At 69.4% G+C, this 12716-nt stretch carries 10 protein-coding genes; 8 read left to right on the forward strand and 2 right to left on the reverse strand.

Annotated elements, in window-relative coordinates:
* Genes gcvT through gcvP form a run of 3 tightly spaced genes read left to right on the forward strand, consistent with a single transcriptional unit; the run spans position 1 to position 4342 of the window.
* Positions 1 to 1119 (forward strand): glycine cleavage system aminomethyltransferase GcvT, encoded by a 1119-nt coding sequence (gcvT, locus tag M3190_RS07295; protein ID WP_251580241.1) that lies wholly within the window; start codon positions 1 to 3, stop codon positions 1117 to 1119.
* Positions 1116 to 1496: a glycine cleavage system protein GcvH gene (gene gcvH / locus M3190_RS07300; protein ID WP_251580243.1), complete on the forward strand. Its 381-nt coding sequence runs from the start codon at positions 1116 to 1118 to the stop codon at positions 1494 to 1496. Before gcvT ends, gcvH begins: the two co-directional genes overlap by 4 nt.
* A 53-nt stretch (positions 1497 to 1549) precedes the next feature.
* Complete coding sequence (gene gcvP / locus M3190_RS07305) at positions 1550 to 4342, forward strand: aminomethyl-transferring glycine dehydrogenase (protein WP_251580429.1); 2793 nt, start codon at positions 1550 to 1552, stop codon at positions 4340 to 4342.
* Between the two features lie 176 nt (positions 4343 to 4518).
* On the opposite strand, the gene M3190_RS07310 is transcribed toward gcvP, so the two are convergent.
* Together M3190_RS07310 and M3190_RS07315 are read right to left on the reverse strand one after the other, a co-directional pair.
* Complete coding sequence (locus tag M3190_RS07310) at positions 4519 to 5541, reverse strand: hypothetical protein (protein WP_251580245.1); 1023 nt, start codon at positions 5539 to 5541, stop codon at positions 4519 to 4521.
* Between the two features lie 209 nt (positions 5542 to 5750).
* The gene (locus M3190_RS07315; protein WP_251580247.1) at positions 5751 to 6548 is read right to left on the reverse strand and encodes a CPBP family intramembrane glutamic endopeptidase; all 798 of its coding nucleotides are present in this window, start codon (positions 6546 to 6548) and stop codon (positions 5751 to 5753) included.
* A gap of 195 nt (positions 6549 to 6743) precedes the next feature.
* Between M3190_RS07315 and M3190_RS07320 the strand changes: the two genes are divergently transcribed.
* The 5 genes from M3190_RS07320 (at position 6744) to M3190_RS07340 (ending at position 12708) form a co-directional block, all read left to right on the forward strand.
* Positions 6744 to 8384 (forward strand): peptide ABC transporter substrate-binding protein, encoded by a 1641-nt coding sequence (locus M3190_RS07320; RefSeq protein ID WP_251580249.1) that lies wholly within the window; start codon positions 6744 to 6746, stop codon positions 8382 to 8384.
* Positions 8385 to 8569: 185 nt separating this feature from the next.
* A complete protein-coding gene (locus M3190_RS07325) occupies positions 8570 to 9499 on the forward strand; it encodes an ABC transporter permease (RefSeq protein WP_251580251.1) in 930 nt (309 codons plus the stop codon).
* On the forward strand, positions 9489 to 10424 hold the full coding sequence (locus tag M3190_RS07330) for an ABC transporter permease (protein WP_251580253.1): 936 nt from the start codon (positions 9489 to 9491) through the stop codon (positions 10422 to 10424). Before M3190_RS07325 ends, M3190_RS07330 begins: the two co-directional genes overlap by 11 nt.
* Entirely contained in the window at positions 10421 to 12145 is a 1725-nt protein-coding gene (locus M3190_RS07335; protein ID WP_251580255.1) for an ABC transporter ATP-binding protein, read from the forward strand. Before M3190_RS07330 ends, M3190_RS07335 begins: the two co-directional genes overlap by 4 nt.
* The gene (locus M3190_RS07340) at positions 12142 to 12708 is read left to right on the forward strand and encodes a hypothetical protein (protein ID WP_251580257.1); all 567 of its coding nucleotides are present in this window, start codon (positions 12142 to 12144) and stop codon (positions 12706 to 12708) included. Before M3190_RS07335 ends, M3190_RS07340 begins: the two co-directional genes overlap by 4 nt.
* Positions 12709 to 12716 lie beyond the last annotated feature (8 nt).

A 12716-nucleotide genomic window follows, 5' to 3' on the forward strand; every position in this document is an offset into this window, starting at 1 on the left:
ATGACCGACACCACGACCGACGCGCGGCGATCGCCGCTGCACGAGCTGCACGAGCGGCTCGGGGCATCCTTCACCGACTTCGGCGGCTGGCTGATGCCGGTCCGCTACACCTCCGATCTGGCCGAGCACCACGCGGTTCGCCGGGCGGCCGGGATCTTCGACATCTCGCACATGGCCGAGTTCCGCATCGAGGGGACGGATGCCGGGGGGTTCCTCGACCGTGCCCTCGCCGGCCGCATCTCGTCGATGAAGGTCGGCAAGGCGAAGTACTCGCTCGTCCTCGCCGCCGACGGCGGCATCGTCGACGACGTGATCGTCTACCGGATCACCGACGAGGAGTTCCTCGTCATCTCCAACGCCGGCAACCGCGATGAGGTCGCGGTTGCCCTCGGGGCGCTGGACGCACGTGACGCGCGGATCGAGGACATCACCGACCGGATGTCGCTCATCGCCGTGCAGGGTCCGGCGGCGCGCGGCATCCTCGAGTCCACTGCCGGCATCGAGGACGTCGAGCCCGCCCTCGCCGACATGACCTACTACTCCTGGGCGGCCGGATCGTTCCAGGGGCACAGCCTCTTCGTCGCCCGCACCGGTTACACCGGTGAGGACGGCTTCGAGCTGATGATCCCGACCGAGGTCGCCGCGGGCCTCTGGGAGGCCGTCACCGATGCGGGTGCCGACCGCGGACTCGTCCCCGCCGGACTCGCCGCGCGCGACACGCTGCGTCTGGAAGCCGGGATGCCGCTCTACGGCCACGAGCTCTCGCGCGACATCGTGCCGTCGCAGGCGGGGCTCGGCCGCGTCGTGGCCCTCGACAAGGCGGACTTCGTCGGCAAGGGCGGCCTCGCGGCGCGTGACGTTGCCGACGCTCCCGTCCTGGTCGGACTCGTCGCGGACGGCCGTCGCGCGGGGCGCGCCGGCTACGCGGTGCTCGCCGGCGACGACACCGTCGGCGAGATCACCTCGGGAGCGCTCAGCCCGACCCTCGGCCATCCCGTCGCGATGGCACTCGTCCACCCCTCGGCATCCGCTGAGGGCACTGCCCTGACCATCGACGTCCGGGGGACCCGCATCCCCGCGACCGTCACCGCCCTGCCCTTCTACCGGAGACAGAAATGACCGATCTGACCGCCCTGTCCTACACCGCCGAGCACGAGTGGATCGCCTTCGACGGCGACGTCGCGACCGTCGGCATCACCGACTACGCCGCCGAGAAGCTCGGCGACGTCGTCTTCGTCGAGTTGCCCGCCGTCGGCACGACCGTCACCGCGGGGGAGACCTGCGGTGAGATCGAATCGACCAAGTCGGTCGGCGAGCTCTATGCCCCGCTGACCGGTGAGGTCGTCGAGGTGAACGACGCCGTCGTGGACGACCCCTCGTCGGTCAACGCCGGCGCCTTCGATGCGTGGCTCGTGAGGATCAAGACCGACGGCTCGCCCGCCGGCGACCTCCTCGACCGCGACGCCTACGTCGCGCTGACGGGCGGCGACGCGTGAGTTCGGCTTTCCGCGACCGTCACATCGGGACCGACTCGGCCGCGCAGGCCGAGATGCTGCGGGTCCTCGGGCGGGAGTCCGTCGAGGCGCTCGTCAACACCGCCGTCCCGGACGCGATCCACGTCGCCGAGCGCGCGAGCATCATTCCGCCCGCGGCGACCGAGGCGGAGGCACTGGCTGAGCTCCGCGACCTCGCGGCCCAGAACCGCTCGGCGCGCGCGATGATCGGCCTGGGCTACTACGACACCCTCACGCCGTCGGTCATCCAGCGGAACGTGCTGGAGAACCCTTCCTGGTACACGGCCTACACGCCGTATCAGCCCGAGATCTCGCAGGGCCGGCTCGAGGCGCTCATCAACTTCCAGACGATGGTGACCGACCTGACCGGACTGGCGACGGCGAACGCGTCGATGCTCGACGAATCGACCGCGGTCGTCGAGGGGATGCTGGTGGCCCGCCGCGCCTCGAAGTCGGCGTCGAACGTGTTCCTCGTCGACGCGGACGCACTCCCGCAGACGAAGGCGCTCCTGCATCACCGGGCCGCGGCCGTCGGGGTCGAGATCCGCGAGACCTCCTACGACGACGATGTCCCGGAGGCGTTCGGCGCGTTCGTCCAGTACCCCGGCGCGACCGGGCGCGTCTGGGACCCGACCGCGGTGATCGCCGCCGTCCAGGCGCAGAAGGGACTCGTCGTCGTCGCGGCGGACCTGCTCGCCCTCACCCTGCTCCGCTCGCCGGGCTCGATGGGCGCCGATGTCGCCGTCGGGACCACGCAGCGTTTCGGCGTGCCGATGGGCTTCGGCGGTCCGCACGCCGGGTACATGGCGGTGCGGGCCGGCCTCGAGCGCCAGCTCCCGGGGCGCCTGGTGGGCGTCTCGATGGACGCGTCCGGCGCGCCGGCCTACCGCCTGTCGCTGCAGACGCGCGAGCAGCACATCCGTCGCGAGAAGGCGACCTCCAACATCTGCACGGCGCAGGTGCTCCTCGCCGTCATGGCGTCGATGTACGCGGTCTACCACGGTCCCGACGGGCTGAAGCGGATCGCCGAGGAGACGACCGCCAAGGCGTCCCTCCTGCACGACTGGCTCGTCGAGGCCGGTGCCGACGTCATGCACGAGGCGTTCTTCGACACGCTGGTCGTGCGCACGCCCGGCCGCGCCGAGGACGTGATCGCCGATGCCCGCCGCCGTGGGTACCAGCTGTGGTTCCGCGACGCGGACTCCGTCGGTCTGTCGGTCGACGAGACGACGACCGTGGCCGACCTCCAGGCCGTGGCATCCGTCTTCGGCGTCGATTCGTCGAAGGTGTTCGTACCGCTGCGCGATCGACACGCGCACCTGCCCGAGGCCGTCCACCGCACGGACGAGTACCTGACGCACCCGGTCTTCAACACGCACCGCTCCGAGACGGCCATGATGCGCTACCTCAAGCAGCTCGCGGACCGTGACTACGCGCTCGATCGCGGGATGATCCCGCTCGGGTCCTGCACGATGAAGCTCAACGCGGCGACCGAGATGGCGGCGGTGTCGTGGCCGGAGTTCGCCCGGGTCCACCCGTTCGCCCCGGCGGACGACGTCGCCGGCTACCTCGTGATGATCGACCAGCTCGAGGCGTGGCTCGCCGAGGTCACCGGGTACGACGCGGTTTCGCTGCAGCCGAACGCGGGGTCGCAGGGTGAACTGGCGGGCCTCCTCGCGATCCGCGGGTACCACCACTCGCGCGGCGACGTGCACCGCGACGTCTGCCTCATCCCGTCGTCGGCGCACGGGACGAATGCGGCATCCGCGGTCCTCGCCGGCATGCGGGTGGTCGTCGTGGCGTGCGACGAGGCGGGCAACGTCGATCTCGACGACCTCCGGGCCAAGGTCGCGGCGCACGCCGAGAACCTCGCGGCGCTCATGATCACCTACCCGTCGACGCACGGCGTCTACGAGCACGACGTCATGGACATCACCGGCGCCGTGCGCGAGGCCGGCGGCCAGGTCTACGTCGACGGGGCGAACCTGAACGCCCTGCTCGGCTTCGCCCGCTTCGGCGATCTCGGCGGCGACGTGTCGCACCTCAACCTGCACAAGACGTTCGCCATCCCGCACGGCGGCGGTGGCCCCGGTGTCGGTCCGGTGGCGGCGAAGGCGCATCTCGCGCCGTTCCTGCCGTCGCACCCGATGGCGCAGCGCGCCGAGCACGCCGGCGGTCACGTCTTCGACGGCGGTCCGGTCTCGGCGGCGCCCTACGGCTCGGCGTCGATCCTGCCGATCTCGTGGGCGTACGTGCGGATGATGGGGGCCGAGGGCCTGCGTCAGGCGACGGCGGCGGCGGTGCTGGCGGCGAACTACGTCGCCCGGCGGCTCGAAGGTCACTACCCGGTGCTGTACGCGGGGGAGGGTGGACTCGTCGCGCACGAGTGCATCCTCGACCTCCGCCCACTCAAGGAGGCCACCGGCATCACGGTCGACGACGTCGCGAAGCGGCTCATCGACTACGGCTTCCACGCGCCGACGATGTCGTTCCCGGTCGCGGGCACGCTCATGGTCGAGCCCACGGAGTCCGAGGACCTCGCGGAGCTGGACCGGTTCGTCGAGGCGATGATCGCGATCCGCGCCGAGGCCGACGCGGTCGCGGCAGGGGAGTGGCCCGCGAACGACAACCCGCTCGTGAACGCGCCGCACTCGGCGGCATCCGTCATCACGAGCGAGTGGGCCCACCCCTACCCCCGTGAGATCGCGGTGTACCCCGTGCCCGGCATCGTCCGCACGAAGTACTGGCCGCCCGTGCGCCGCATCGACAACGCCTACGGCGACCGCAACCTGGTGTGCGCCTGCCCGCCGATCGAGGCCTTCGCCTGACGGGGGCTGTGGCCCGCTTCGCGAGACTGCACGTGGCCGCCGAGACCGCGGGGTGAAACCCCGGTCTCGGCGCGCGCGTGCAGTCTCGCGGCGCGGCGGAGCGCGACGGCCGCTGGGCACGCGCCGGCCCGCCGAGCCTTTCCGCGAGACTGCACGCGGCGGACGAGACCGCGGGTTCAGACCCCGGTCTCGGCGCGGGAGTGCAGTCTCGCGGCGGGACGGCGCGGAGCGAGCGCGATCCGGGCGGTCGCGAGGCGGTAGGGGTCGGGGAGTGCGACCCGAGGCACGCCCGCGCCGCGGAGGATCCCGTCCAGAGCGTCGGGGTCGACCAGGTCGGACCAGCCCCAGTGCACGACAGAGCCGATGCCTCGCGACCGGAGTCGGTGATCCCGTTCCCGGCGGCCGCGCAGCAAGGACGCGGGGTCGCCGTACCGCCCGTCGTACTTGAGGTCGCCGTCAGCCTCTCCCGCGATCCCCGATCCCGGCCACCAGAAGTCGGTGCGGTCGGTCGCGACCGGCCCGCTCCACTCGGTCTGGAGTTCGGGTTCCTCGTAGCCGAGCAGCTCGATGATCGCTCGGCTCGCGGACTCGAGCGTGGACTCCGCCTCCGCCCTGGCACGATGCAGAGGCCACCGGGCGATGCGGCGTCCGCGCGAACTCGGTCTCTGCTCGTTCCGTGCGACGAGCGACTCCACGGATGCTGCGGAATCCAGGCGGAGCGCGGCGTCGGCTGCGATGAGCCCCACCACCACGTGCCTCGCTCGCGCGAGATCGACGGCACAGTCCGAGGGTGCGACGGCGGCGAACCCGCCGAGGTCGACGACGTCCCGCGTGCCCGTCGTGGTGTGTATGCGCAGGCCGGCGTGCAGGCGCGAGGTGCGGGTCGGGTCGCCCAGGGCATGGACGACACCGGGGTCGTCGAGGACCGGCATCCCCCAGACGGCCGCAGCAGACTCGTGACTGAGGACGAGTCCGGGGTGAGTGAGGATCGTGGCGTGGACGCGGGCCAGGTAGCGATCCCACGCAGGGAGCTGCCGCCACGACGCGGAAGGCGAATAGACCCCGCGCACCACGGACACGAGCTCGCCGCGTGCCGCCGCACGTGCGGCGTGCGGCACGTCCCGCGCCCGCAGAAGCGGCACGGGGCAGGCGACGGGGGCACGGCGCAGGCCGGGCGAGGAGTCAGCGATCGCGGGCATGGCTCCGAGGGTCCCCGCCCAGCGCCGCCCCGAGCGCATCGCGCGACTCTGATGTGGACGCCGTCACCCCCGCCAGCGCGGGGGAGGAACCCGTGCCCATCCCCGATCCGCCCCGCGAGACTGCACCGCGGTTACGAGACCTCATCGCGCAGCCGCTCCCTCGGCGCGGACGTGCAGTCTCGCGAGACGGAGCCGCGCGCCCGCGCGCGTCAGCCTGCAGGAGGGGCGAACACGCCGGGCCACCAGAGCGCTGCGAGCGGGTAGCCCACGAACGCGATGATGTCGATCAGGACGTGCGCCACCACGAGGGGCATGACACGACCCCAGCGCGAGTAGACCCAGCCGAACACGACGCCCATCGCCATGTTGCCCACGAGCGGGCCGAAGCCCTGGTACGCGTGGTAGCAACCGCGCAGGGCCGCGGTCGACAGGATGATCGTCCACGTGTTCCATCCGAGCTGCCGCAGCCGGTCGAAGAGGTAGCCGACCATGATGACCTCCTCGAGCAGGCCGGCGCGCAGCGCGGCCAGCAGCAGAAGCGGCACCGTCCACCACGACGAGTCGAGCGGCGAGGCATCCACTTGGACGGTGATGCCCAACTCGCGTCCGACGGCGTAGAGGAGGAGACCCGGCACACCGATGACGAGGACGAGCAGCGCGCCTCCGCCCACATTCCGGCCGAACCGCTCAAAGGTGAGCCCGATCTTGGCGAAGCCCGACCGGGCGGGCTCCCAGAGCAGATAGATCGCGAGGGCGACCGGCGCGAACCCGAACACCGCATTCAAGAACTGGCCGATGACGTCCCACACCTCCGACGGTGCGGCGCCCGGGTTCAGCGACGTCTGCTGATCGGCGAGCGGCGCGCGCGTCAGCGCCTCGATCAGCGACAGCACGGAGTAGACCGCCGACCGCCCCAGCGACAGGGCGAGGACGATCCCGATCTCCCACCACAGGCGCGCTCGGCGACGCGGGGCGGGATCGACGGTGAGAGCGGTCGGGGTGGCCATCCGGTCAGGATGCCACGGCATCGTATGAGTGGGATGCCGACGGCGTCACCGATCAGACTGCTTCATCGTCGGCTTGCCAAGTAAAGGCTGTGTAACGGTCTTGTGAGGGATTTGTCGCATTGCGCTCAACGTGCTTAGTGTGCTTGTCATCACGCCTGGGTCGCGAAGCCTCGACCCGGGCTTTCATTAGGTCTCATGGAGGACACTTTGAAGCGCAACAAGATCGGCGTCGCAGGGCTCGCCCTGCTCGGCGCCACCAGCCTGGTTCTCGCCGGCTGCGCCAGCTCCGGCGGCGGCACGGGCACCGAGACCGAGGGCACCGGCGGTTCGACCGACGCGGTCATCACGACCAACGGCTCCGAGCCCCAGAACCCGCTCATCCCCACGAACACCAACGAGACCGGTGGCGGCAAGATCGTCGACTCGATCTTCGCCGGCCTCATCTCCTACGAGGCCGATGGCTCGGTCGTCAATGACGCCGCCGAAGAGATCACCACGGACTCGCCCACGCAGCTCACGGTCAAGATCCGGGACGGCCTGACGTTCACCAACGGAGAGGCGGTCACGGCCGACAGCTTCATCAACGCGTGGAACTACGGTGCCCTCGCATCGAACGCGCAGAACGCCTCCTACTTCTTCGAAGACATCGAGGGGTTCAGCTACGAAGAGGACTCCGAGCTGACCGGCCTCAAGAAGGTCGACGACCTGACGTTCACCATCACGCTGAACAAGCCGGCCTCCGACTTCGCGCAGCGTCTCGGCTACTCGGCCTTCTACCCGCTCCCCGAAGCCGCCTTCGACGACATGGAGGCCTTCGGCGAGAACCCGATCGGCAACGGCCCGTACAAGCTGGCCGAGGAGGGCGCGTGGCAGCACGACGTCCGCATCGACCTGGTTCCCAACGAGGACTACGACGGCCCCCGTGCTGCGAAGAACGGTGGCCTGGACATCGTCTTCTACGCGACGCAGGATGCCGCGTACCAGGACCTGCAGGCCGGCAACCTCGACGTGCTCGACGCCATCCCGGACAGCGCGCTCGAGACCTACGAGTCCGACCTGGAAGGCCGTGCGGTCAACCAGCCCGCGGCGATCTTCCAGTCGCTGACGATCCCGGAGTGGCTCGACGGCTTCCAGACCGACGAAGAGGGCAAGCTGCGTCGCGCCGCGATCTCGCACGCGATCAACCGCGACCAGATCACCGAGGTCATCTTCAAGGGCACGCGTACCCCGGCGAAGGACTTCACGTCGCCCGTCATCGACGGCTGGAGCGACTCGGTCCCCGGCAACGAGGTCCTGGAGTACGACCCCGAGCTCGCCAAGGAGCTGTGGGACCAGGCCAACGCCATCCAGCCCTACAGCGGCGAGGACTTCACGATCGCCTACAACGCCGACGGTGGTCACCAGACCTGGGTCGACGCGGTCGCGAACTCGATCTCGGGTGCGCTCGGCATCACCGCGGTGGGCCAGCCCTTCCCGGACTTCGCGAGCTACCTCGACGCCCGTGACAACGAGAAGGTCGGTGCGTTCCGCGCCGGTTGGCAGGCCGACTACCCCGGTCTGTACAACTTCCTCGGCCCGCTCTACGCGACCGGCGCCGGATCGAACGACGGCAAGTACTCGGACGAGGCGTTCGACGACCTGCTGGCCGAGGGCATCAGCGAGACGGATGAGGCCGCGCGCAACGCGACCCTCCTCGAGGCGCAGTCGGTCCTGTTCGAGGACCTCCCGGCCCTTCCGCTCTGGTACTCCAACGTGAACGGTGGCTGGGCCGACGGCGTGCAGAACGTCGAGTTCGGCTGGAACTCGGTGCCGCTCTACTACGAGATCACCAAGTAACCCGTACACAGCATCACCTCGCACGAGGCGGTGACGGTCACCCGTCACCGCCTCGTGGCGTGACCCGCCTGTCTCACCGTTCTCACAGGGGACGGGCAGAGGATGGATGAACAGGGGCGCCGCAGAGCGGGGCCCTTCTTCGTGCGTCAGCACTGATACGTCTTTTCCCTGAAAGGGGGCCGAGGGTGGCCTATTACATCCTCCGACGGATCCTTCAGGTCATTCCGGTCTTCATCGGCGCGACCCTGTTGATCTACTACATGGTCTTCGGACTCCCGGGCGACCCGATCGCCGCGCTGTTCGGCGACAAGCAGCCGCCGCAGGCGGTCATCGACGCGATCCGTGACCAGTACAAGTTGAACGAGCCGTTCATCGTCCAGTACGCGAACTACCTCGGGGGCGTCCTCCGCCTCGACTTCGGCAACACCTTCTCCGGTCAGAGCGTCAACGACGTCCTCGCGCGGACCATCCCGGTCACCATGCGCCTGGCCATCATGTCCGTCGCGATCGCCTTCGTGCTCGCCCTGGTCATCGGTGCGCTGTCTGCGGTGTGGAAGGGCTCGATCTTCGACAACGGCGCCCTCGTGACGGCGCTGATCTTCATCGCCATCCCGATCTTCGTCCTCTGCTTCCTCGCGCAGTACTTCCTGGGCGTGCAGCTCGGCTGGTTCAAGCCGACCGTCGGCGGTCAGAACGACTGGGGCGACCTGTGGCTGCCCGCGATCGTCCTCGGTCTCAGCATCTACGCGTCGAGCATGCGTCTCACGCGAGCGTCCATGATCGAGTCGCTCGGGCAGGATTGGGTCCGCACCGCCTACTCGAAGGGCCTGCCGCGTCGCCGGGTCATCCCCGTCCATGTGCTCCGCAACTCGATGATCCCCATGGTGACCGACACGGCGACCCAGTTCGGTGTCCTCATGGTCGGCGCCACCGTGACGGAGGGCATCTTCAACGTCCCCGGCGTCGGCAACACCCTCTTCAACGCGATCATCCGCCACGAGACCCCGACGGTCGTCTCCTTCGTCACGATCTTCGTCGTCATCTACGTGCTGGTGAACCTGGCCGTCGACCTTCTCTACGGCCTGCTCGACCCGAGGATCCGCTATGTCAAGTAACTCCACGCACTATGTGGCGCCGACCCGCACCGAGACGGTGGTGGTCGACCAGCTGCGCCTGTCCGAGAAGAAAAGCAACCTCTGGCTGGATGCCTGGCGCGACCTGCGTCGTCGTCCGACGTTCTGGATCTCGATCGTCTTCTCGCTGCTGATCATCGTCATGGCGGTCGCGCCGAACCTCTTCACCTCGGTTGCCCCGTCGGGCGGTGCGTGCGACCTCGCGAAGAGCAACGGCGGGCCGGAGGCGGGGCATCCGCTCGGCTTCACCTACCTCGGCTGCGACATCTGGTCGCGTGTCGTCCATGGCACCGGCGTGTCGATGTCGGTGGGTGTCCTGGCCACCGTGATCTCAACGGTCATCGGCCTGATCATGGGGACGCTGGCCGGCTTCTACGGCGGTTTCCTCGATTCGCTGCTGTCGCGCGTCGGCGACGTCTTCTTCACGATCCCCTACATCGTCGCTGCCGTCGTCGTGATGTCGGTCCTGGCGGAGTACAAGAACGTGTTCGTCCTCGCCCTCGCGATCGGTGGTTTCTCGTGGGCGAGCACGGCCCGTATCGCCCGGGCCGAGGTGCTGCGGGTGAAGCAGTCGGATTACGTGACGGCGTCGATCTCCATCGGTCTGTCGCGCTTCCGCACACTGCTCAGCCACGTCATCCCCAATGCGATGGCTCCCGTGATCGTCGTCACGACCCTCGGTCTCGGCACCGCGATCGTCGCGGAGGCGACCCTGTCCTTCCTGGGCGTCGGCCTCGGTGGCGTGTCGTGGGGTGCGGACATCAGCCAGGCGCAGTCCTCGATCCGCACCGCACCGTTCGCCCTCCTGTGGCCGTCGCTCGCCCTGACGATCTCGGTGCTCGCGTTCATCACCCTCGGTGAGCTTCTGCGCGACGCCGTCGACCCGAAGTCGAGGGCCCAGCGATGACCGACACCACTGGGATCCCGTCGAGCCGCGCCTCGCTGCGCGGCAGCAACAAGGAGAGCGCCGTGTCGCAACCCCTTCTGCAGATCCGCGACTTGAAGGTCGCCTTCTCCACCGGGAAGAAGGAGCGAGAGGTCCTCCACGGCGTCGACCTCGACGTCTTCCCGGGGGAGACCGTCGCGATCGTCGGCGAGTCCGGTTCGGGCAAGTCGACGACCGCCGCGGCTGTCATCGACCTGCTGCCGGGCACCGGGAAGGTCACCGCCGGGTCGATCATGCTCGACGGGGTCGACCTGACGACGGCGAGCCGCCGCGACATGGAGTCGATCCGCGGTCGCGACATCGGCTACGTTCCGCAGGACCCGATGTCGAATCTCAACCCCGTCTGGTCGATCGGCTTCCAGGTCGAGGAGGCCGTTCGGGCGAACGGTCTGGCGTCCAGCCGCAAGCAGGTGCGACAGCGCGCGATCGAGGTGCTGAAGCAGGCCGGTCTCGCCGATGCCGAGCGACGTATGCACCAGTTCCCGCACCAGTTCTCTGGCGGGATGCGGCAGCGCGCCCTCATCGGCATCGGTCTCGCCGCCGACCCGAAGCTCCTCATCGCTGACGAGCCCACCAGCGCGCTCGACGTGACGGTGCAGCGGGTCATCCTCGACCACCTCGCCTCGCTGACGCGCGAGAAGGGGACTTCCGTCCTCTTCATCACGCACGACCTCGGTCTCGCCGCAGAGCGCGCGGACCGGATCGTCGTGATGAATCAGGGCGAGATCGTCGAGGCGGGTCCGAGCCGGGTCATCCTCGAGAATCCGCAGCACCCCTATACCCAGCGACTGGTCGCCGCGGCTCCGAGCCTCGCTTCGCAGCGCATCCAGGCCGTCGCCGAGCGGCGCGGCGTGGAGCACCTCGACGCGGTCGCCGACACCCAGCCGGTCGTGGAGGTGCGCGACCTCGTCAAGGAGTACAAGATCCGTTCCGGCGGGTTCCGCAGCGAGCCCTTCCGTGCGGTGGACGGTGTGTCGTTCCAGATCCCCCGGGGCAAGACGCTCGCGCTCGTGGGTGAGTCCGGGTCGGGCAAGTCGACCGTGGCGAAGATGGTCCTCCAGCTCGAGCAGCCCACGAGCGGTGCCGTGATCGTCGACGGCGCCGACACGTCGGGCATGAGCCGCAAGGAGATCTTCGCACTGCGGAGCCGCATGCAGCCGGTCTTCCAGGACCCCTACGGGTCGCTCGATCCACTGCGCAGCATCGGCGCGCTGATCGCGGAGCCGCTGCGCGTGCACGGTGTGGGCGACGAGAAGTCCCGGCGTGATCGGGTGTTCGAGCTGCTCGAGCAGGTGTCGCTCCCGCGGGAGGTCGCCTGGCGATACCCGAACGAGCTGTCGGGTGGCCAGCGGCAGCGCATCGCGATCGCGCGGGCGCTCGCGCTCAAGCCCTCGATCGTCGTCCTCGACGAGGCGGTCTCCGCGCTCGACGTGCTCGTGCAGGACCAGATCCTGCGCCTGCTCGCCGAACTGCAGTCCGAGCTCGACCTGACCTACCTCTTCATCACTCACGACCTCGCCGTCGTCCGTGTCGCGGCCGACCTGGTCTGCGTCATGGAGCAGGGGCGCGTCGTGGAGCAGGGCACGGTGGACGAGATCTTCGCGTCGCCGACGCAGGAGTACACCCAGCGTCTTCTCGACGCCATCCCCGGTGCGGACATCCCGCTCGGAGGGCGTGCATGACGACGCCTTCGGGTGGCGGAGGGGGCGGGCAGGATGCCCGCTTCCTCCGCCCTCGAGTGTTCCGCGCGTCCTCGACGATGGTCTCCTTCTGGGTCGTCGTGGCGATGCTCGCCTTCTTCATCGGCGACGCGGCGGTCCGGGGCAGCTGGGTGTTCCTGGCGAAGTGGACGGCGCCGATGCTCCTCATCGGGTGGGGTGCGTGGCTGCTCTTCTGGCGGTCGCAGGTCCGGGCGGATCGTGACGGTGCGGTGATCGTCAACGCGCTGCGCATCCACGAGCTGCCCTGGTCCTCGGTCGAGGAGGTCGTCCAGTCCGCGCAGCTGCGTGTCGTGCTCGTCGGAGGGCGCCGCATCGACTGCTGGGGCGGGCCCTTCCCTGCACGTCGGAGGATGACCCGGACGCCGGAGGCGGCCACGGATGCGGCCCTCATCATGGAGGCGCTGCGGGAGGCGGCCACGCCGTCCGAGCGGGTGGCGACATCGCGCTGGGACGTTCCCGCGCTGCTGGTCGGCGCCGTGCTCGTGGTCCTCACGATCGCCTCTGTGACACTTGTGCATCCGTGAAGTAAAGA

This window comes from Microbacterium oleivorans, assembly GCF_023715745.1.
Lineage (GTDB): Bacteria > Actinomycetota > Actinomycetes > Actinomycetales > Microbacteriaceae > Microbacterium > Microbacterium oleivorans_D.

Coding starts and splice junctions, on each gene's coding strand:
- gcvT (WP_251580241.1), top strand. CDS start 1: ATGACCGACACCACGACCGACGCGCGGCGATCGCCGCTGCACGAGCTG.
- gcvH (WP_251580243.1), top strand. CDS start 1,116: ATGACCGATCTGACCGCCCTGTCCTACACCGCCGAGCACGAGTGGATC.
- gcvP (WP_251580429.1), top strand. CDS start 1,550: ATGCTGCGGGTCCTCGGGCGGGAGTCCGTCGAGGCGCTCGTCAACACC.
- M3190_RS07310 (WP_251580245.1), bottom strand. CDS start 5,541: ATGCCCGCGATCGCTGACTCCTCGCCCGGCCTGCGCCGTGCCCCCGTC.
- M3190_RS07315 (WP_251580247.1), bottom strand. CDS start 6,548: ATGGCCACCCCGACCGCTCTCACCGTCGATCCCGCCCCGCGTCGCCGA.
- M3190_RS07320 (WP_251580249.1), top strand. CDS start 6,744: ATGGAGGACACTTTGAAGCGCAACAAGATCGGCGTCGCAGGGCTCGCC.
- M3190_RS07330 (WP_251580253.1), top strand. CDS start 9,489: ATGTCAAGTAACTCCACGCACTATGTGGCGCCGACCCGCACCGAGACG.
- M3190_RS07335 (WP_251580255.1), top strand. CDS start 10,421: ATGACCGACACCACTGGGATCCCGTCGAGCCGCGCCTCGCTGCGCGGC.
- M3190_RS07340 (WP_251580257.1), top strand. CDS start 12,142: ATGACGACGCCTTCGGGTGGCGGAGGGGGCGGGCAGGATGCCCGCTTC.